Annotated in this window: 16 protein-coding genes and 1 riboswitch; of the genes, 5 read left to right on the forward strand and 11 right to left on the reverse strand. The window is 60.2% G+C overall.

Annotation, left to right across the window (positions count from 1 at the left end; genetic code table 11):
- Positions 1-6: 6 nt before the first annotated feature.
- On the reverse strand, positions 7-1362 hold the full coding sequence (locus tag BLV61_RS11335) for a tryptophan--tRNA ligase (protein WP_090464969.1): 1356 nt from the start codon (positions 1360-1362) through the stop codon (positions 7-9).
- A 24-nt stretch (positions 1363-1386) separates the two neighbouring features.
- Entirely contained in the window at positions 1387-2016 is a 630-nt protein-coding gene (locus BLV61_RS11340; protein ID WP_090464972.1) for an alpha/beta hydrolase, read from the reverse strand.
- Positions 2017-2160: 144 nt separating this feature from the next.
- Here BLV61_RS11340 and BLV61_RS11345 point away from each other — a divergent pair, with 144 nt between their 5' ends.
- A complete protein-coding gene (locus BLV61_RS11345; protein WP_047533043.1) occupies positions 2161-2595 on the forward strand; it encodes a Z-ring associated ZapG family protein in 435 nt (144 codons plus the stop codon).
- Positions 2596-2831: 236 nt separating this feature from the next.
- On the opposite strand, the gene BLV61_RS11350 is transcribed toward BLV61_RS11345, so the two are convergent.
- The 7 genes from BLV61_RS11350 to BLV61_RS11380 all read right to left on the reverse strand — a co-directional run bounded on the left by BLV61_RS11350 (position 2832) and on the right by BLV61_RS11380 (position 14007).
- Complete coding sequence (locus BLV61_RS11350) at positions 2832-3560, reverse strand: YiaD family glycine zipper/OmpA-like lipoprotein (RefSeq protein ID WP_047533045.1); 729 nt, start codon at positions 3558-3560, stop codon at positions 2832-2834.
- A 103-nt stretch (positions 3561-3663) separates the two neighbouring features.
- Entirely contained in the window at positions 3664-4305 is a 642-nt protein-coding gene (locus BLV61_RS11355; protein WP_047533048.1) for an MBL fold metallo-hydrolase, read from the reverse strand.
- A gap of 88 nt (positions 4306-4393) precedes the next feature.
- On the reverse strand, positions 4394-7132 hold the full coding sequence (locus BLV61_RS11360; RefSeq protein ID WP_090464974.1) for a winged helix-turn-helix domain-containing protein: 2739 nt from the start codon (positions 7130-7132) through the stop codon (positions 4394-4396).
- Positions 7133-7376: 244 nt separating this feature from the next.
- Positions 7377-8741 (reverse strand): DUF1329 domain-containing protein, encoded by a 1365-nt coding sequence (locus BLV61_RS11365; protein ID WP_047533054.1) that lies wholly within the window; start codon positions 8739-8741, stop codon positions 7377-7379.
- A 28-nt stretch (positions 8742-8769) separates the two neighbouring features.
- Positions 8770-10656, reverse strand: coding sequence for a DUF1302 domain-containing protein (locus BLV61_RS11370; RefSeq protein ID WP_090464977.1), 1887 nt, complete (start codon positions 10654-10656; stop codon positions 8770-8772).
- A gap of 339 nt (positions 10657-10995) precedes the next feature.
- Positions 10996-12678: a fatty acid--CoA ligase gene (locus BLV61_RS11375; protein ID WP_090464980.1), complete on the reverse strand. Its 1683-nt coding sequence runs from the start codon at positions 12676-12678 to the stop codon at positions 10996-10998.
- A 144-nt stretch (positions 12679-12822) separates the two neighbouring features.
- The gene (locus BLV61_RS11380; RefSeq protein WP_090464983.1) at positions 12823-14007 is read right to left on the reverse strand and encodes an MFS transporter; all 1185 of its coding nucleotides are present in this window, start codon (positions 14005-14007) and stop codon (positions 12823-12825) included.
- An 85-nt stretch (positions 14008-14092) separates the two neighbouring features.
- Here BLV61_RS11380 and BLV61_RS11385 point away from each other — a divergent pair, with 85 nt between their 5' ends.
- Positions 14093-14863, forward strand: coding sequence for an AraC family transcriptional regulator (locus tag BLV61_RS11385; RefSeq protein WP_047539060.1), 771 nt, complete (start codon positions 14093-14095; stop codon positions 14861-14863).
- A 2-nt stretch (positions 14864-14865) separates the two neighbouring features.
- Here the strand turns inward: BLV61_RS11385 and BLV61_RS11390 are convergent, their stop codons facing one another.
- Entirely contained in the window at positions 14866-15495 is a 630-nt protein-coding gene (locus tag BLV61_RS11390; RefSeq protein WP_090464985.1) for a LysE family translocator, read from the reverse strand.
- A gap of 90 nt (positions 15496-15585) precedes the next feature.
- On the opposite strand from BLV61_RS11390, the gene BLV61_RS11395 reads away from it, so the two are divergent.
- From BLV61_RS11395 to BLV61_RS11405, 3 genes are all read left to right on the forward strand, one after another.
- Entirely contained in the window at positions 15586-16551 is a 966-nt protein-coding gene (locus tag BLV61_RS11395) for a 2-hydroxyacid dehydrogenase (protein WP_090464988.1), read from the forward strand.
- Positions 16552-16584: 33 nt separating this feature from the next.
- Positions 16585-17583: a class I SAM-dependent methyltransferase gene (locus tag BLV61_RS11400; protein ID WP_090464990.1), complete on the forward strand. Its 999-nt coding sequence runs from the start codon at positions 16585-16587 to the stop codon at positions 17581-17583.
- A gap of 40 nt (positions 17584-17623) precedes the next feature.
- Positions 17624-17739: riboswitch (yybP-ykoY riboswitch) on the forward strand.
- Between the two features lie 99 nt (positions 17740-17838).
- Positions 17839-18423 (forward strand): TMEM165/GDT1 family protein, encoded by a 585-nt coding sequence (locus tag BLV61_RS11405; RefSeq protein ID WP_047533074.1) that lies wholly within the window; start codon positions 17839-17841, stop codon positions 18421-18423.
- Between the two features lie 88 nt (positions 18424-18511).
- On the opposite strand, the gene BLV61_RS11410 is transcribed toward BLV61_RS11405, so the two are convergent.
- Positions 18512-19330, reverse strand: a complete 819-nt coding sequence (locus tag BLV61_RS11410) for a M48 family metallopeptidase (protein ID WP_090464993.1) — start codon at positions 19328-19330, stop codon at positions 18512-18514.
- Positions 19331-19452: the final 122 nt, after the last annotated feature.

Genomic DNA, 19452 nt, shown 5'->3' on the forward strand with positions numbered 1-19452 from the left:
CGTTGATTATTCCTGAACCGGCGTCAGAGCGATCCGCAATGCTTCGATTGCAGCATCGCGCGCAGCGCTGTCGGCGAAGGCCTGGCTATGGGCGACACAGTCGCCTTCCAGCCAGACGCTGAAGCTCAAGTCTTCATTTCGAACGTCCAGTGACTGGCCCGATTGCAGCTGCTTGGTCACCTGGCCGGCGGTTTTACCGTCAGCGAAGTTGCGCGACAGCAGCAGTTGCTCACCATCGGCCGCCAGCAGACGGAAGCGGAAACTGCCGTCGTCTTCGCGGAAGCTGACAAAACGTGCAGCTTTTGCCGCTTTTTTCTTGGTGGTCGCTGCAACCTGGGTTTGGGCAACGAACGAACGCAGACCCACCGCCTCACGCAGTTCGTTGAGGAACGGTGTCGCCACTGAGCGGGCCTTTTTCGCACCATGCTGCAGGATGTCTTCCAGGTCCGCCGGGCGCTCGATCAACTGGTGATAGCGCTCGCGCGACTCGCCCAATTCATTGTCCAGCAACTGGAACAGGCGGTTCTTCGCCTCGCCCCAACCCAGGCCCTGCAGCAGTTCGCTGCGGAACTCGTCGGATTGCGCCGGTGTGGCGAACGCCTGGAACAATGTGAACAAGTGCGAATTGTCCGGATCCTTCGCTTCGCCCGGCGCACGGGAGTCAGTGACGATCCGCGAAATCGCGTCCTTCATCTCTTTGGCGCTGCTGAACAACGGGATGGTGTTGTCGTAGCTTTTCGACATCTTGCGACCGTCGAGGCCTGGCAGCGTGGCAACGCTTTCCTCAATCAATGCCTCGGGCATGGTGAAGAACTCTTTGCCCTGGCCGAACAGGTGGTTGAAGCGCTGACCGATATCCCGGGCCATTTCCACGTGCTGGATCTGGTCGCGACCGACTGGCACCTTGTGTGCGTTGAACATCAGAATGTCCGCCGCCATCAGCACCGGATAGCTGTACAGGCCCATGGTGATACCGGCGTCCGGGTCTTCGCCGGTCTCGACATTCTTGTCCACCGATGCCTTGTAGGCGTGGGCACGGTTGAGCAGGCCCTTGGCGGCAACGCAGGTCAGCAGCCAGGTCAGTTCAGGGATTTCCGGGATGTCGGACTGGCGATAGAAAGTCACGCGATCCACATCCAGGCCACCCGCCAACCAGGTCGCGGCGATTTCCAGACGCGAGCGCTGGATGCGCAGCGGGTCATCGCATTTGATCAGGGCGTGGTAGTCCGCCAGGAAGTAGAACGAATCGGCATTGCTGTCACGGCTGGCGACGATCGCCGGACGGATGGCGCCGGCGTAGTTGCCCAGGTGCGGCGTGCCGGTGGTGGTGATGCCGGTGAGGATACGGGTACGAGTCGTCATGGGTAATCGCTTGTCAGACTGCAATCATTTCGAAAGACGCGGCAGGATCAGATCCTTGAGATCGGTCAGCTTGCCATGAAAAAAGTGTCCGCATTCTGCCACTTTCAGCAGCTCATGGGGACGTTCGAGCTTGTCGGACCATTGGTAAACGAGCTGCGGATCGATGACTTCGTCGGTTTCTGGCTGAATCAGGGTCAGTTCGCCGTTCTGCGGCAGCTGATCCTGATCCCCCAGGCGCATGACCGCCGGCGCGACCATGAACAGATGCTTGAGACGCTCGCCTTGCGCTTCCAGCCGCCCGCCGAGACTGGCGGCGACAAAACCGCCGAAGGAAAAACCGAAGAGGTTCAGTGGCAAATCCGGGTGCCGGGCCCGAAACCACTTGGCCACGGCCTGGGCATCATCGACTTCGCCCGTGCCCATGTCGTGGGTGCCTTCGCTGGCACCGACGCCACGGTAATTGAAACGCAGGGTAATCAAACCGGCATCGCGTGCGGTGCGCTGCAGGGTCGAGACCACTTTGTTGAGCATGGTGCCGCCCTGCACCGGGTTCGGATGGCAGATCAGCGCCAGGCCGCGCGGCTGCTCGTTATCCAGGTAAAGTGCTTCCAGTTGGCCGACCGGGCCATCAATCACTACAGGGGTTTCACGCATAAGCAAGGAAGGAACTCCGTGACCTCGAATCGGGTCGACTCGTCTAGCAAATTGTCTGTCGCTGTCTATTGCGAGTGAATCGCGGTATACAGCGCAGGTTCGAGCCGTTAACGTAAAGCAAAGCCGTTTATAGAGGAAGGACTCGTGGAACACTCGCTCTTAGTTTGGTTGTTGCCGACTCTTGCCCTGGTTGTGGGTGTCGCCATTGGATTCCTGATCGCTCGCCTTGCGCCGAATGCCGCGCCTAGCAGCACGCAACGTCAGCTGGACGATATTCAGGAACGTTTCGACAGTTATCAGAATGAGGTGGTGACCCACTTCAACAGCACTGCAACACTGGTCAAGAAACTGACTCAGAGCTACCAGGAAGTGCAGGATCATCTCGCCGAAGGCGCCAACCGCCTGGCCTTGGACGAGCAGACCCGCCAACGCCTGCTGGCCTCCCTGCACGCCGACGCGGCGCAGGCTCCACGGGAACGCCTGACGCCGCCGCGCAATCAGGAACCACCGCGTGACTACGCGCCTAAAGCCCCGAACGCACCGGGCATGCTCGACGAGCATTACGGCCTGAAGAAGTAATCTGGTTTCAGGTATGAAAAAGCCCTCGGACGAGTGATTGTCCGAGGGCTTTTTTTGTTTTTGAACTCTTCTTTGCCCGGCCTGCCCCCATCGCGAGCAGGCTCGCTCCCACAGAAGGGCCGCTTGAACTGTGGGAGCGAGCCTGCTCGCGATGGGGCCGGATTCAACGACAAAAAAAACCGCCCGATCTTTTCAGGATCGGGCGGCTCTTTCACGCCTGGGATTCAGTCAGGCGATCAAGGGTATTGCTGGACGGTGCCTTGTTGCTGGCCGCCATACTGCTGACCCGGAATCGCCTTGAGGTTAACCTCGACACGGCGGTTCTGCGCACGGCCATTGACGTCGCCGTTGCTGGCAATCGGGTTATCCGGGCCGGCGCCACGGGCGCTCAGGTTGGCACCGCTCACGCCTTGCGACGTCAGGTAGGTCGCCACGCTCTGCGCACGACGCTGGGACAGGTCCATGTTGTGCTGACGGCTGCCGGTGCTATCGGTATAACCGACGATCTCGATCTGGTTCTGGTTGAACTCTTTCAGCGAGCCGGCCAGGTTGTTCAGTGGCTGGTAGAAGCTCGGGGCGATGTTCGCCGAATCGGTGGCGAACGTGATGTTACCCGGCATGATCAGCTTGATCTGATCGCCCTGGCGCTGCACTTCAACACCGGTGTTGGCCATGCTGGCCCGCAGTTTTTTCTCCTGCTGGTCGGCGTAGTAGCCATAACCGGCAGCGGAGGCACCGCCCAGCGCCGCGCCGATCAATGCCCCTTTACCACGGTTATCGTGGTTGATGGCCGCACCCGCCACAGCACCTGCCAGAGCGCCGAGACCACCGTATTTGGCGGTTTTGCTCATACCCGTGGAGCCGCTATCCGCCTGACCCTGGCCGTCGTACGGGTTGGGCGAGGCACAACCGGACAACAGCGCCACGGCTGTAGCAACAATAATCAAACGACGCGTGGTAAACATGTAGAGCTCCTACTTTTTACATTCTGTGGTGCAACGAACTTAAGCATCGAACCATTGCGGGCGTTGGATCGTCTCGCCGGACAAAAATTCCGCCCGTTACAATTCAAGCCCGAACAAAAGGATTCTCGCGCATTTCATCGCCGAGTCGGGTGTCGGGACCATGGCCGGCCACCACCGTGGCCTCCTCGTCGAGGGTGTACAGACGCTGCTTGATCGAGCGCACGATAGTCGCCTGATCGCCGCCCCACAAATCCGTGCGCCCCACTCCGCGGCGAAACAGGGTATCGCCGGCAATCAACAGCTTCGCGTCGGAAAACCAGAAGCTCATGGATCCCGGCGTATGCCCGGGCGTGTGCAGCGCCACACCGCAACCGCAAGCCAACTCTTCATCATCGGCCAGCCAACGGTCCGGTGATGGCACTGGCGTGTAGGGCACGCCGAACATCTGGCACTGCATCTCCAGATTGTCCCAGAGGAATTGATCTTCTTTGTGCAGGTGCAAGGTGGCGCCGGTTTTCTCCTTCAACTGACCGGAGGCCAGGAAGTGATCGAGATGCGCATGAGTGTGAATGATGCTGACCACTTTGAGGCCCAATGCATCGAGCCGAGCCAGGATCAACTCATGGTTGCCTCCCGGGTCGACGACAATGGCCTTTTTCGTTACCGGATCGCCGATGATCGTGCAGTTGCACTGCAAAGGGCCGACGGGGAAGGTTTCTCGAATGAGGGTGGTTGGCGGGGACATCGCAGAGGGCTCAATCAACAGGGATGGGTAATGTTCGCACAAATCGGCGCCCGGCAATTTACCGCCCTGTGTAACTTTAGTTTCACCCTTAACCCAACACCCCCAACTCCTTCGCCCGTGCAACCGCCTGCGTACGCCGCTCCACCCCGAGCTTGCTGTTGATGTGGCTGGCGTGGGTCTTGACCGTGTGCAGGGAAATAAACAGCTGATCACTGATTTCCTGGTTCGAACAGCCTTGGGCGATCAGGCGCAGCACAGACAGTTCCCGCGTACTGAGCTGTTCTGCCGCTGCGGTGGATTCCAGCGCCGGGCGGACCACGGACGTCGGAAGTTTCTCGGCCAGGTCCTGGCAAACGGTCGTCGGCGCGCAGAGTTGAAGCTGTCCACGCAGCCAGTCCGGGTGCTCGGCCAACAACCTGTCAAACGGTTGCAGCACGCCACCGGCAGCCGCCTCTAAGGCCTGTCCCAAGGACTTTCGAGCCTCGGGTTCGCGTCCAGTGCTCAGCAACAACGAGGTTATTTGCGTCAGTGCCATCGTACTGAGCAACTGCCGACCGGTTTGCTGACCACGTTCGAGCAGAGCATTCAAACGCCCTTCGGCCAGCATCGGTTGGCCCTGAATAACCTCCAGCAAAGCTTGCTGCAGCTCGATGTGCAGTGGCAGTTGCGGGTGGAATTCAGGAGGCGCCGCCGGGTGTTCGCCGTTGTAGGTCTGACTCAATCTCGTCAGCCATGCTTCGGCCAGATCGGTGCGCCCCTGGGCCAGCCAGAGTTCGCATTTGACCAGCGTGATCATCGCCAGATAGTAGATGGGCGGCACATCCCAAATGTGCATCAGCCGTTCGGCTTCGGCCAGCTCGGCAAAGGCCTTGGCGAACTCGCCACTGCTGCCTTCCAGCCGCGCGATCACGCAGTGGCCGATCAGCACGCTGATGTCGCGGCATGCACGTGCCTCGCTCAACCCAACCTGCAATCGCGCCTTCGCCGCTTGTGGTTGCAGGCGCTGCGCCAGCAGAAATCCTTCGTACAAGGCCAGTCTCGCGCGTACCGCATAAAGCCGTTGCGCCGATAAACCTTGCAGACGTTGCAACCCTTGACGGACTTCATCCAGTGAACGAAGGATTTCCCCGCGCGCCTGCAGCACTCGGGCGCGGTCGTAGTGGGCCAGCGCTTCGAACAACGGATTGCCAACCCGCTGTGCCAACTCCAGAGAATCCCGGTTCAACTCGCGTGCACGCCACAAGTCGCCATCGGCGATGGCGAGATTGGACAGGGTCGAGAGGCACATCAAACGCTGCCCGTAGCGTTTGCACGGAAGGCTTTCCAGCGCCTCGCTGCAATAGAGCAGCGTTAGCTCGCGGTTGCCGCGCCCGCGAGCGATGATCCCGCTCAGTGCCAGCCACTGCGCCAGCATGGATTTCTGCGCCGTGGCCGACGGGGCCGGCAGGAAGCGGCTCAAATGGCTCGACAGCTCCTCGGCCGCATCCAGTTGACAGGCCAGCCCCAACGCCCAGCTGTAGAGGACGATCAGGCGCGGCGTGCTGATCAGCAAGCTGTCGGGCAAGTCCATTTTCCAGCGCAGCAACATGCCGACGTTCTGCTCGGCCAGCAATTGCTCTTCGGAAAGGTTTTGTACCAGGTTCGCCGCCACATCCAGGTGTCCGGCGCGCAAGGCCTGCTCCACCGCTTCGTCGAGCAAACCCTGGGCATTGAACCAGCGACAGGCACGCAGGTGCAGGCTCGCGGCCGGCACCACTGGCTGTGCAGTAGGCCGCGTGCGCAGCAGATCGGAGAACAGATGGTGATAACGATACCAGTGGCCGTGTTCGTCCAGTGGCACCAGAAAAACCTGGTGTGCAGCCAGAAAACGCAGGATCTCGGCGCTGTCATGCGCGTCGCGAATGGCGTCGCACAGCTCACTGCAAAAACGTTCCTGGGGGGCCGTGTCGTAAAGGAACGACTGAACCTCGGCGGGCAGGCAATCGATCACTTCTTCAAGCAGGTAATCGCGGATCAGTCCCTCTCCGCCGTGCAGCGCCTGGGGCAATGCGCCTTGGCTGCCTGCCTCCGAGGCCGCCAGCAACCAGAAGCGCAACCCGGCCACCCAACCTTCGCTGCGCTGGATCAGGCTCTCCAGGGCCTCACCGCGCAATGAGCTGCTGTGCCGGTCGAGCAAGGTCAAGGCTTCGTCGTGGGTCAGGCGCAAGTCCTGCTCATTCAGCTCAAGCAGTTGCCGCGACAAGCGCAGCCGCGCCAGATGCCAGTCAGGGCGCTGGCGACTGGTGACCATGACCAGCAAGCCGTCGGGCAAATGGTTGAGGAAAAACTGCAGGCAGCGATCAAGCACCGGCCCCTGGGCCAGATGATAGTCATCGAGCACGAGTAACAGCGGCGTCGCTGTCGAAAGGTGCACCGCCAGTTCGTCGAGCAAGCCGTCCAGCCATTCCTCAAAAGCAAACGGCTGATGCCGCTGGCGCATCTTCAACAGCCCCAGGGACTGCCTGCCCAGTTGTGGAAAATAGTCCTGAAGGCCTTCGAGCAAGCGTTCGAGGAATCGACCCGGATCACTGTCTCGCGGGCTCAATCCCAGCCAAAGGCTTTGCCAATGGGCCGGCAGCGACTGACAGAACTCCACCGCCAACGAACTTTTCCCGAACCCTGCCGGTGCACTGACCAGTAACAGCCGACCATTGAGCCCTGTACTCAGACGCTCGCAAAGACGAGGCCGCAGCACATGGCCGTCGGGCAAGGGTGGCCGGAAAAAACGCCCGGCCAGCGTGGCGACGGCAACGCTTGCAGGACCTGGTGGAGGGAACAGATCAGTCATGGCCGGCTCTTGTTTGAATTGCGGATGGCGGCGTTGCAGATGTCCGCAGACTAGCGGTAAACGAAGTGGTTATGAAGGTTGTTGCTACAAATGACTACAAAAAGTCTACGAACAAAAGATCACAGCCTCGTTTCACTCCATGGCGCCGACGTTGAAATGAGGCCGCCAGCTTTATCAACGCACAAAAAAACGCCCCGAACCAGTCGGGGCGTTTCTAGAGGATGCGGCCTCTGTTCAGTGCACGTTAGCGAACACCATCCTGACGCAAGGCCGCCGGGGTGAAGTCGCTGGTGGTGGCCGTAAAGCCGAAGTCGTACGCGGACTTTTCTTCGTTCTTCATGCCCAATGCCAGGTAACGGCCCGATTGCAGGTCGTACAAGGCTTCCAGCGCATACCACGGTACTTGCTTGTCGTAGTAGTTCTCGGCATGAGCCTCGGCGACACGCCACAGTTGGTTACGACCGTCGTAGTGATCGATCACCGCTGCTTGCCAGGTGTCTTCGTCGATGTAGAAGTCACGCTTGGCATAGATATGGCGCTGACCTTCCTTCAAGGTGGCGACCACATGCCAGACGCGGCGCAGCTCGTAACGCGCCAGGTCCTGGTTGATGTGACCGGCCTTGATGATGTCGGTGTACTTCAGATTCGGGTCGTCGAGCTTGTAGGCGTCGGAGGCGATGTACATCTCTTTCTTGCCTTCGAGTTTCCAGTCGTAACGATCCGGCGCACCGTTGTACATGTCCAGGTTGTCGGAGGTACGCAGGCCATCGGCTGCGGTACCCGGCCCGTCATAGGACACTTGCGGCGCACGACGCACACGGCGCTGACCGGCGTTGTAGACCCAGGCCGAACGCGGCTCCTTAACCTGGTCGAGGGTTTCGTGAACCAGCAGCACACCACCGGCCAGACGTGCCGGAGCGGTCACTTTCTGCTTGAAGTAGAACAGGATGTTGCCCGGGTTTTTCGGGTCGTAGTCCTTCATCTTGTCGCGGAACACGAACTGGTCCTGGAAGTACACCAGGCTGAACGAGCCGTTTGGCTGCGGCGTAGCCTGGGTGACCAGGCGGGTTACGCTGCCGCCGCGATAGCGGGTGATGTGGTTCCAGATGACTTCAACGCCGCTTTTCGGAATCGGGAACGGCACTGCGGTTTCGAAGTTTTCCAGACCGTTGCCGCCGGATACCAGATTGGTATTGGTGGCGTTGCGCTTGATGGCGGCGAACACGTCATCCGGCACGGTAGCGCCACGATGGGACGGGTAAACCGGCATCTTGAAGGTTTCCGGGTAACGCTTGAACATCGCGTACTGGCCCGGGGCGAGCTTGTCCTTGTACTGCTCGACGTTCTGCGCCGTGATGATGAACAGCGGTTTTTCGCTGGCGTACGGATTGGACAGGAAACCTTTGCTGTCGACGGAACCGGCGTTCTTCGGCATGGGTTTCCAGGCCGGGATCGAACCGTCGGCGTTACCCGCCATTTCGGCCCCCATGGGGGTCAGGCTCTTGCCCAGCTTGTCCGCCTCGGCTGCCGGGACCGCCGCCATGACACTGGTCGCCAGCAGCGAAAGCCCCAGAACACCGGCGTGGAACAGACTCTTTGTTATTTTCATATGTGCGTTCGTCCTGAAAATACAGTGCTTAGAAGTTCACGCCGAAGCTGAGCGCAACGAAGTCGCGGTCATCCACGGTGGTGTACTTGCCGTCGAAGAAGTTGGTGTAAGCCAGGCTCGCGGTGTAGGTGTTCTGGTACTCGGCGTCCAGACCCAGGCTGACCGCTTTGCGACCTTCCTCGAAGTTGCCGCCAGGGCCAGGGGAGTAACCGCTCACGTCATGGGACCAGGCGACGTTGGGCTTGAGGTTCACGCCGGCGAATACGTCGTTGTATTCCCAGATGGCCCGACCGCGATAACCCCAGGAAGTGGCGGTAGTGAAGCCGTCATCGTTGCAGTTGCGGCTGCGGTTGTTGGTTGCAGCACCTGGACCTGCACCGTTGATGGTGCTGGTGTTGAGCGCCACGCAGGTGTTCTGGCCGCCGGTGGCAGGCAGCTCGCCAGGCCCGTAGACCGGATCACGGCCGTAGCGGACGTCGGAGGTGCTTTCCAGGCCGCCGACGTGGGTCACGCCCACTTCACCGACCAGGGTCAGACGGCTGGCGCCCATGACCTGATCGAAGAAGTGCGTCAGGGTGGTCTGGAACTGGGTGATTTCCTTACGGCGATAGCCGTGCAGATCCGTGCCCGGTGGTGCGGAAAGCAGCGAAGCGTTGGCCAGCGCGCCGCCCAAAGGACGTACGCCAGCGAACAGGATGTCGGTGGAGTTGAGCTGCACCGGTGCGTTCGGACGGTAGCTGACTTCACCGCTCCACGCCGTACCGGTAGGCAGGGTGGTGGAGAAGCTCAAGCCGTACAGGCGAATGTCTTCCGGGTATTCGACGAAGTAGCTCGAGTTACCCGCGACAATCAGCGGCGCCAGTGCTTGCAACTGCGCCGGCAACGCCCTCACCCCGGCAAAGGTCGACGCAGGAGCACCGGTGGCGCTGAAGATCGGCGCACGGCTGTGGTAGTTCATGAAATAGGCACCGAATTCGGTGTCCAGCGGATCGAACATGTACTTGAAGGACGCGCCCCATTGGCCGCTGTCCCGTGCATCGCGGTCGCCGGCACGACGCACCAGCACACCTTCGTTGTCGACGTCGACGCCCAGTCGGGTCAGCGTAGGCAAGGCTGCGGCCGGAATGGTCGAACGTTTGTTCAGCACACGCAGGTTGTTGTCGCAGCCGTCGGCAATGATGTCCGGCTGAGAGAAGAAGGTGCCGCAGTTGTCAACGACGGTCTGGTCCCATTCCAGCTGGTAGAACGCTTCGGCCGACAGGTTTTCGGTGAGGCTCTGGGACACGTAGAACATGTTGACCGGGATCAGGCCTTCCTTGATCTCGGCACCCGGACGACGGAACGCGGACACGTCGATCGGGTTGATGGAGTTGATGCCGCCGCCGATGAAGGTACTTTCACCCCAGCTCACCACCTGCTTGCCCAGACGCACGGAACCTGGCTGATCGGCAATGGAATAGTTGTGATAAACGAAGGCATCGAGGATCTGGCCACCAGCGGACTTGGCGCCTTCCTTGCGATTGTCGTCGCTGATGTCCTTGAACGGACGGCTCTCGTCCTTGAGCTCGAAGTCGTACCAGTATTTGCCCCGGACGAACACGCCGGTATCGCCGTACTTCAGTTCCAGGTCATGGATGCCTTTGAAGATCTTCGAGAAGGTTTCACCGCTCTTGAAGTTCAGGTGACCGTCATCGGAAGTCTGGGACAGGCCATGGCCGCCGTTGTTGACGCCGATGAGGTTCTTGTTCGGCTGCTGGGTAGACCAACTGGCACCAATGGACAGGGACGAGTCGAACTGGCCTTCGATTTCACCAACGTTGAAACTGACGCCGAATGCTGGCCCGGCGAGCGTAGAGGCAAGACTGACGGCCAGAGGCAGTTTCGCCCGGCGCCAGAACTGATTTACTGATGTCATCGACGCTACTCCATGTGCATTTTATTGTTATGGCAGTGAGCACTTCTAAAAACGTTGTGGATGACGGGGAGCCAAGGCATCCCGAAGTCATTCCAAAATTGCATCGCCCCGTTTTGTGCGTTTGCTCCGTTCTTAAAAATCCTTGAGCGGACTATAGCCAGCAGGTAGTAGTGCTTGATCCCTCTAAAGTGTGATTTGCACCTGTCAGCCACTCTGGAACAGTCCTTTTGCCAGACCGACGCCCGTCGGCAGGGCAAGGATGGCTTAATTTTCTGATTTGACAAGCCAAGCGCTTGCTTGGTGGGGCCGGCGTGCCCTTGTGGGCACGCCGGAGCACGCTTAAAGCGTGGAAAGGAAGGTACTGTTGTTGGCTTGCCATTCGGTGATATCGACGCGAATTCGCTTCTTGTCGAGCTTGCCGACGCTGGTCTTGGGAATTTCAGTAACAAGAGCGATCTGACTCGGGATCGCCCACTTGCTCAGGTGCCCCAGTTCCACGAACGGTTTGAGGTGTTCCTTGAGTTCCCGGGCATCGATAACATGGCCTTCGCGGACCACCAGCAAGGCAAACGGCCGCTCGCCCCACTGCGGATCGGCAATGCCCACCACTGCTACTTCGCGTACCGCCACATGGCGACTGATCAGGTCTTCCAGGTCCAGGGAGGACACCCACTCGCCGCCGGTCTTGATCACGTCCTTGATCCGGTCGCGAATGTCGATCACGCCCATGCCGTCCAGGGTCGCCACGTCACCCGTGTGCAGCCAGCCCCCGGCCCAGAGCTCGGCGCCCTTCTGCGGCTCTTTGAAATACCCCTCGGTGAGCCAGGGCGCACGCAGCACCAGCTCGCCCTGGGTCTCGCCATCGGCGGGCAGGAAATTGCCGTCGGCGTCGATGATCGCCGCTTCCACCAGTGGCCCCGGCACGCCAGCCTTGATCCGGTAGGTGGTGCGCTCGTCTTCGGTGCCGGCCATCAACTCGTCGTTGAGGTGCGCGCAGGAGATCAGCGGCCCGGTTTCCGACATGCCATAAGCGGCCGTCAACTGAATGCCCTTGGCCTTCGCTGCTTCGTACAGGGCACGATTGAGTGCACTGCCGCCAATGACGATTTTCCAGCCAGCGAAATCGGTGTTCTGCGCTGCCTTGGCATTGAGGACCATTTGCAGGATGGTCGGCACACAATGAGAGAAAGAGACCTTTTCCTTGCGCCACAGCTCCACCAGAAACTCCGGGTCATAGCGCCCGGGATAAACCTGCTTGAGCCCGAGCATGGTCGCCACATAGGGCAGGCCCCAGGCATGCACATGGAACATCGGCGTGATCGGCATGTACACGTCGTTGGTGCCCAGCAGGCGCACGCTGTCGATCGCGCCCATGATGGTCGACACGCCCATGGTGTGCAGCACCAGTTGTCGATGGCTGAAGTAAACGCCTTTGGGATTACCGGTGGTACCGGTGGTGTAGAAAGTCGTTGCGACCGAGTTTTCGTCGAAATCCTGGAAGTCGTATTGCGGGCTCGCGGCCGCCAGCAGTTGCTCGTACTCGCCGACCAGGTTCGGCAGGTCGGCGGTCTTTTCCGGCAGGTCGGTCAGCAGCAGGGTTTTCTCGACCGTGGTCAGGTGCCCGGCAATCGCGTTGTACAGCCCCACGAACTCGCTGTTGACCAGTACAAAGCGGTCCACGGCGTGGTTCATGGTGTAGAGGATCTGTTCCGGCGACAGGCGCACGTTGATGGTGTGGATGACCGCGCCGATCATCGGAATGGCAAACATGCATTCCAGATAACGATGGCTGTCCCAATCCATCACCGCCACGGTGTCCCCAGGCTTGACCCCGGCCTCTGTCAGCACATTGGCCAACCGAGCGACCCGTTCGATCAAGGTCGGATAGCTGTAGCGCAACTGGTCGCGGTAAACGATCTCGCGCGTTTTCTCATAGCGCGCCCCGGACATCAGCAGCCGTTTGATCAGCAGCGGATACTGGTAAGCGCCTTCGGCTGGGGGGATAACGCGAGTCTGCAACATAAGAATCCCTTTTCTGACTGCACGGTCGTGGCTGAAAGCAAGCACTTTAGTGCCCTTGATCGCCAGCCAAATCAGCCAAAGGAATGATTTGCAGAGCCGCACAAATGCTAGCGTTGCGCCAGCATTTGTCGGTATGCACAGCGCTCAGGCCGTTTGTCCCGCCAAAGCCTCCGAGGGCGTCCGCGGGAAGACCAGGGCCGCCATGAAGGTCAATGCCGCGATCGCCGCCAAAATCAGATAGAGCCCGACCAATCCCTGGAGCGGTTCGACGTAGGCGATCAGAGGAATGGCGGTGGCGCTGGCGCCGAAAGACAGGCAGTAACGCAACGCAAAGACTCGTGACTGCCATTGAGGCGCAACGAAATTGGCAACCATCGCATCGTTGACCGTGACTTGGCCGAACACCACGAACATGAACGCCGCCCCCAACGCAATCACGCCCCAGCCTTCACCATAGGCGAGTGCGTAGAGCAGCGGCGCCTGGCACATCGTCAGCACCACGAACGGCCACTTGAGACTGACTCGATGCAATACCCGGCCAATGCTCAACTGAGCCACGGCGCCAAAGGCGTAAGCCAGGCTGACCACGACACCCAAGGTTTGCGGCGACGCGAACAACTCGTGCAACCGCTCCTGGAACAATTTCGGATAAGTCATCGTCGTCGCGTTGAACACCACGCCGCCGGTCGCCGTGGCCAATGCCAGCACGCCGAACACCACTGCCATGGAGATTCGCTGACCGCCCGCACCTTTGAGCGGCGTGTGGGGACGCTGGGGGACAGGCTCCTCATGCACCTGCAAGGCGAACCCGACGCCCAGCACCATCGCCACCACACCCGGCAGAATGAACGCCGCACGCCAGCCGAAATGCGCCACCAGCAACCCCGTGATCAGCGCTGAAAACGCCACGCCCAGGTTGCCCCACATGCCATTGATGCCGATCTCCCGGCCACGGTTTTGTGCGTAGGCCACCAGCATCGCGGTGCCCACCGGATGGTAGATCGCTGCAAAAATCCCGATCAGCGTCAGACCCAGCACCAACATTGGTGCGTTGTGGCTCAACCCGGTAAAAATCGCTGAAGCGCCAATGCCGAAGAAAAAAACCAGCATCATTCGCCGTCGACTCCAGTGATCCCCCAGCCAACCGGCCGGCAAGGAACAAGCGCCAAAGGCGATGAATCCGCCCAGGGACAAGCCGATCAGCGCCGCGAAATCGAGGGCAAACGCCTGCGTCATGCCGAGCACCGCGGCGGGAAATATGAGCATGAACATGTGGTCGATCACATGGGCGGCATTGATGTAGCGGATTACGTTTCTGGACTGGTTCATCGCGGCACGCTTTACGTTGGAGTGAGCGACCTATGCTAAGTTGGCGAAAAAGCGCATTCCTGACAACAAAGTCATCGGATCTGACATGTTAATCAGCCATTTCCAGCACGGGCCGGTCAGTGCCTATCCCCGAGATTACGTGGATGGCGCACACCAGGAACTTCATCAACATCGCGAAGCGCAGTTACTGTATGCCGTGTGCGGGATGATGCGAGTGGTGACGGCGCAGGGTGCGTGGATCATTCCACCGACCCGCGCCGTGTGGATTCCGCCAAGGGTGGAACATGAGATTTTCATGTCCGGGGAGGTGCGCATGCGCTCGCTCTTCATCGACGCCGAACTGTCGCCGGCGAACCTGCAGCAGTGCTGTGTGCTGGCGGTCACGCCGCTGCTGCGCGAGCTGATCGTGCGGGCAGTGCAAGGCCCGCAGTACGCTGAAAATCCTTTGATTCAGCAACTGATGCTGCAAGAGCTGGCCAGCCTGGAAAACCTTGCGCTGCACATACCCATGCCCGAGGACCGGCGCTTGCAGAGTATCTGTCTGGCACTGCTGCAAAAACCTGATCACCTCAACACGCTGGAGGACTGGGCACAGCAGGTCGGCGCCAGTTCACGCACTCTGGCACGACTGTTTCAGCAACAGCTCAAGATGAATTTCAATGACTGGCGCCAGCAGCTGCGCTTGATGGAAGCCCTGCCCCGCCTGCTCGCCGGGGAAAGCGTGCAGAGCGTGGCGCAGGACCTGGGTTACGGCAGCGCCCGCGCGTTCAGCGCGATGTTCCGTCGTTTGCTGGGAGAAAATCCCCGGCAATACCTGAACACCCTGAACAAGCTGAGCGAACTCGGCGCCACGTAGGATCAGTGCATCTCGGTAAACGCGAGCTTCACACCGATTGCAATCAGTACGGCGCCCATGGTGCGGTCGAACCAGTGCCCCATGCGAGCAAAACCGGCGCGCACACGTTGCTGGCTGAACAGCATCGCCACCAGGCAGAACCAGGTCGCGGTCGCGGCGGCCAGGTAAATGCCGTAGCCGGCTTGCACCATCAGCGGTGTGTGAGGATTGATCACGACGGTGAACAGCGACAGGAAAAACAGCGTGGCTTTCGGATTGAGGCCATTGGTCACGAAACCCGAAGTGAACGCGCCACGGGCCGTGCGTTCGCCCGCTTCCTTGTGCAGATCATCCGCCACCGGTTTGGCCGGTTGCGCCCGCAGGGCCTTGAAGCCGATGTAGAGCAAGTAAGCGGCAGCGGCCCACTTCAAGGCATTGAACAGCACGATCGACTGCGACACGATCAGGCCGATGCCCAGCAGCGAATAGCCGACGTGCAAGAAAATCGCGGTGCCGACACCGAGCGCCGTCCAGGTGCCGGCACGACGACCGTGGGTCACACTCTCACGCACCACCACGGCAAAGTCCGGGCCGGGGCTGGCCACGGCCAGCAGGTGAATCAGGGCAACGGTCAAGAACTCTGTCCAGTACATGAAGGCTCCTTTTGGACAAGCGTAACTGGTTGTTTCATCTGGTAGGCTCGCAGATTACGCCTTCAGTTCATTGCACAAAAGGTACAGTTGATGACGAACATTCGCCGCGCCGTTTTCCTCGACCACCCGTCCCTGGATCTGGGCGACCTCGACCTCAGCCCGTTACGCGATTGTTTCAGCGAGTTGCAGCTATACCCCCAGACCCTGCCGGATCAGGTGATCGAGCATCTCAAGGGCGCCACTGTCGCCATCACCAATAAAATCCAGATCGACGCCGCCGCCATGGCCGCCAGCCCCGAGCTGAAGCTGATCCTCATCACGGCGACCGGTACCAACAACGTCGATCTCGCTGCCGCCCGCGCCCACGGGATTACCGTCTGTAACTGCCAGGGCTACGGCACGCCTTCAGTGGCCCAGCACACCCTCATGTTGCTGCTCAATCTGGCAACACGCCTGGCGGACTATCAGAAAGCTGTCGGCGAAGGTCGCTGGCAACAGGCCAAACAGTTCTGCCTGCTGGACTACCCGATTGTCGAACTGGAGGGCAAAACCCTCGGTTTGCTCGGTCACGGCGAACTCGGCGGCGCGGTCGCGCGCCTGGCCGAAGCCTTTGGCATGCGCGTGCTGTTGGGTCAGATTCCAGGCCGCCCTGCCCGCCCTGATCGCTTGCCGCTGGAAGAACTGCTGCCGCAGATCGACGCGCTGACCCTGCACTGCCCGCTCAACGAACACACCCGTCATTTCATCGGCGCCCGCGAGCTGGCCTCGATGAAACCCGGCGCTTTCGTCGTCAACACGGCCCGAGGCGGCCTGATCGACGAGCAAGCGCTGGCCGATGCGTTGCGTAACGGCCACTTGGGCGGCGCCGCCACCGATGTACTGAGCGTCGAACCGCCAACCCATGGCAATCCACTGCTGGCCCACGACATCCCGCGACTGATCGTCACCCCGCATAACGCCTGGGGCAGTCGCGAAGCGCGGCAACGAATCGTGAGTCAAGTCACGGAAAACGCTCTGGCGTACTTCAGCGGTAAGGCGCTGCGGGTCGTCAGTTGATAAACTGCGGCACTTTTTTCCACAGGAGCAGTTATGGATCCGCGCAGTGAAGTACTGCTTCGTCAGGCCGACTTATTCCAGGGTTCGGTGCTGCTGGCCGGTTTGCCCGCCGACGACTTGCTCGGTCGCCTGCCGGCCGCTCACGGCTGGTGCTGGCACGCCGGCGACCAGGCGGCCCTGGATGCGCGCTTTGCCGAGCGCAGCCATTTTGGCGTGAATGTCCCGCAGCGCGAGTTCGACAGCGCGGTGGTGTTCCTGCCCAAGTCCAAGGACCTGACCGATTACATCCTCAACGCCGTGGCTTCGCGCCTGGAAGGTCGTGAGGTGTATCTGGTCGGCGAGAAAAAAAGCGGTATCGAGGGGGCGGCCAAGCAACTAAACCCGTTCGGCAAGCCACGCAAACTCGACAGCGCGCGCCATTGCCAGCTCTGGCAAGTCACCGTGGTCAATGTACCGGCAGCCAAACCGCTGGAAAGCCTGGCCCAGGAATACGAATTGCCGCTGGCGGAAGGCCCACTCAAGGTCATCAGCCTGCCGGGCGTGTTCAGCCACGGTCGCCTGGATCGCGGCAGCGCGCTGTTGCTGGAGCATCTGGACAAACTGCCGAGCGGCCATTTGCTGGATTTCGGCTGCGGCGCCGGTGTGCTGGGGGCGGCGGTCAAACGTCGCTACCCGCACAACCAGGTCACTTTGCTGGACGTGGATGCGTTCGCCGCCGCCAGCAGTCGCTTGACCCTGGCTGCCAACGGTCTGGAAGCAGACGTCATTACCGGTGACGGCATCGACGCCGCGCCTATGGGTTTGAGTGCGATTCTGAGTAACCCGCCATTCCACGTCGGCGTCCATACCGACTACTTCGCCACCGAGAACTTGCTGCGAAAAGCCGCAAAACATCTGAAAAACGGCGGCGAACTGCGCTTGGTGGCGAATAGCTTCCTGAAGTATCAGCCACTGATCGAAGAGCATCTGGGCGTGTGCGCGATCAAGGCCGAGGGACAGGGCTTCAGAATCTACCGGGCCAAGCGCGGTTAAGAAATTTCTGCTTGCCGAAAGGATTTTGCCTAGGCAGAATCCGCTCCGTCCTAGGGGAGTAGTCTCCCACGAGCGCCACGCTCGTCCGGCATACGTCAACATACTTGGTCCTCAGACCATGGCGTATGCGACCCAAGCGTCCACACCAGATGGATCGCCGGGGTTTGACAAGACCTATGACACGAACACCTTACCCGGGGCGGGAAGGCTGTACGTGTCATAGCCGTGTCGACCCGCCCCTTAGGAAAACCCCTGATGCTGGATTCACTACTCGTACCTACCGCAATCGTTGCCTTGGCCGAAATCGGCGACAAGACGCAACTGCTCGCGCTCATTCTCGCCGCTCGCTTCCGCAAACCCTGGCCAATCATCGCCGGGATCATCGCCGCGACCTTGGCCAACCACGCGGCAGCCGGCGCGGTAGGCGCCTGGGTGGGAAGTTTCTTCTCGAATACGATGCTGCACTGGATCCTCGCGGCGAGCTTCACCGCCACTGCGCTGTGGACCCTCGTGCCGGACAAGATGGATGACGACGAAGCCAGCACCGCACGCAAGTTCGGACCGTTCCTGACCACGTTGATTGCGTTCTTCCTCGCCGAAATCGGCGACAAGACTCAGATCGCAACGGTGATGCTCGCCGCGCAATATCCGGAGCTGTGGCTGGTGATTATCGGCACCACGCTGGGCATGTTGATTGCCAACGTACCCGTGGTTCTGGCGGGTAACTTTGCCGCTGAAAAATTGCCACTGACGCTGATTCGTCGGCTGGCGGCTTCGGCCTTTTTCATCCTCGCCATCGTGGCGGTGTACAAGGCGATGCAGAGCAGCGGCTGGGTTTGACGCGTTAGATCGGTACCCAGGAACTGTGGCGAGGGAGCTTGCTCCCTCGCCACAAAAGCTGAAAACATGCAGCTTTTGTTGAATCCGATCAGGACTTCTTGGCCTGCTCGTAAAGCGGCATGACTTTCGGGATGGCCGCCTGCAAGGACGCAATACGACTCGACGAAGCCGGGTGGGTGCTCATGAATTCCGGTGGGGCACCTTCCGAAGCCTTGCTCATCTTGTTCCACAGGGTGATCGCGGCATTCGGGTTGTAACCGGCGCGCGCGGCCAGTTCGAGACCAATCAAGTCCGCCTCGTTTTCATTGGCGCGGCTGTTGGGCAAGGTCATGCCGTAGTTGGCCACGGTGTCAGCCAGTGCCAGGCTGTCCTGGCTCAATCCGAGCAAGGCACCGGCGCCCTGCTTGGCCATTTCGATGCCATAGGCCTTGGACATCGCCTCGCGACCGTGCTCGCGCAGGGCGTGGGCGATTTCATGGCCGAGGATGGCGGCGATTTCGTCGTCGGTCAGTTTCAGGCTGTCCATCAGGCCCGTGTAGAAAATGATCTTGCCACCCGGCCCGCAGTTGGCGTTGAGCTCATCGCTCTTGATCAGATTGACTTCCCACTTCCACTGGGCCGAATCCGGACGAAACACCGGAGCCTGGGCAATCAGTCGATCGGAGATCGCCTGAATCCGCTTGGCATCGCTACTGGTCTTGTCCAGCACACCCTGAGTGCTCGCCTCGCCTACCGTCTTTTGATAAGACTGGGCGTACATCTGATTAACCTCATCGGTGGACAACATGCTGAACATGTATTGCTTGCGTTCAACACCTACGGCCCCACCGCTGGTCGTGTTGACCGACTGACAGCCGGCAAGCAGCAGACTCGCGCTCAGCCCACACAACACCAATGTCTTGTTCATCAAAAAGCTCCGTAAAAACATGCCTGTATCCTATGCGCGCAAATGTATCGACGCCAGATACAATGGATATAAGACGCCGATTTCGTGCAAAGCGCTCACCACTGCAGGAAAAAATTCACAAA

Origin of the sequence: Pseudomonas mohnii, from assembly GCF_900105115.1 — a bacterium.
In the GTDB taxonomy this organism is placed as follows: domain Bacteria; phylum Pseudomonadota; class Gammaproteobacteria; order Pseudomonadales; family Pseudomonadaceae; genus Aquipseudomonas; species Aquipseudomonas mohnii.

Excerpts from the sequence above, each read along its gene's own strand:
- BLV61_RS11335 (WP_090464969.1), bottom strand. The coding sequence starts at position 1,362 with ATGACGACTCGTACCCGTATCCTCACCGGCATCACCACCACCGGCACG.
- BLV61_RS11340 (WP_090464972.1), bottom strand. The coding sequence starts at position 2,016 with ATGCGTGAAACCCCTGTAGTGATTGATGGCCCGGTCGGCCAACTGGAA.
- BLV61_RS11350 (WP_047533045.1), bottom strand. The coding sequence starts at position 3,560 with ATGTTTACCACGCGTCGTTTGATTATTGTTGCTACAGCCGTGGCGCTG.
- BLV61_RS11355 (WP_047533048.1), bottom strand. The coding sequence starts at position 4,305 with ATGTCCCCGCCAACCACCCTCATTCGAGAAACCTTCCCCGTCGGCCCT.
- BLV61_RS11360 (WP_090464974.1), bottom strand. The coding sequence starts at position 7,132 with ATGACTGATCTGTTCCCTCCACCAGGTCCTGCAAGCGTTGCCGTCGCC.
- BLV61_RS11365 (WP_047533054.1), bottom strand. The coding sequence starts at position 8,741 with ATGAAAATAACAAAGAGTCTGTTCCACGCCGGTGTTCTGGGGCTTTCG.
- BLV61_RS11370 (WP_090464977.1), bottom strand. The coding sequence starts at position 10,656 with ATGACATCAGTAAATCAGTTCTGGCGCCGGGCGAAACTGCCTCTGGCC.
- BLV61_RS11375 (WP_090464980.1), bottom strand. The coding sequence starts at position 12,678 with ATGTTGCAGACTCGCGTTATCCCCCCAGCCGAAGGCGCTTACCAGTAT.
- BLV61_RS11380 (WP_090464983.1), bottom strand. The coding sequence starts at position 14,007 with ATGAACCAGTCCAGAAACGTAATCCGCTACATCAATGCCGCCCATGTG.
- BLV61_RS11385 (WP_047539060.1), top strand. The coding sequence starts at position 14,093 with ATGTTAATCAGCCATTTCCAGCACGGGCCGGTCAGTGCCTATCCCCGA.
- BLV61_RS11390 (WP_090464985.1), bottom strand. The coding sequence starts at position 15,495 with ATGTACTGGACAGAGTTCTTGACCGTTGCCCTGATTCACCTGCTGGCC.
- BLV61_RS11395 (WP_090464988.1), top strand. The coding sequence starts at position 15,586 with ATGACGAACATTCGCCGCGCCGTTTTCCTCGACCACCCGTCCCTGGAT.
- BLV61_RS11400 (WP_090464990.1), top strand. The coding sequence starts at position 16,585 with ATGGATCCGCGCAGTGAAGTACTGCTTCGTCAGGCCGACTTATTCCAG.
- BLV61_RS11405 (WP_047533074.1), top strand. The coding sequence starts at position 17,839 with ATGCTGGATTCACTACTCGTACCTACCGCAATCGTTGCCTTGGCCGAA.
- BLV61_RS11410 (WP_090464993.1), bottom strand. The coding sequence starts at position 19,330 with ATGAACAAGACATTGGTGTTGTGTGGGCTGAGCGCGAGTCTGCTGCTT.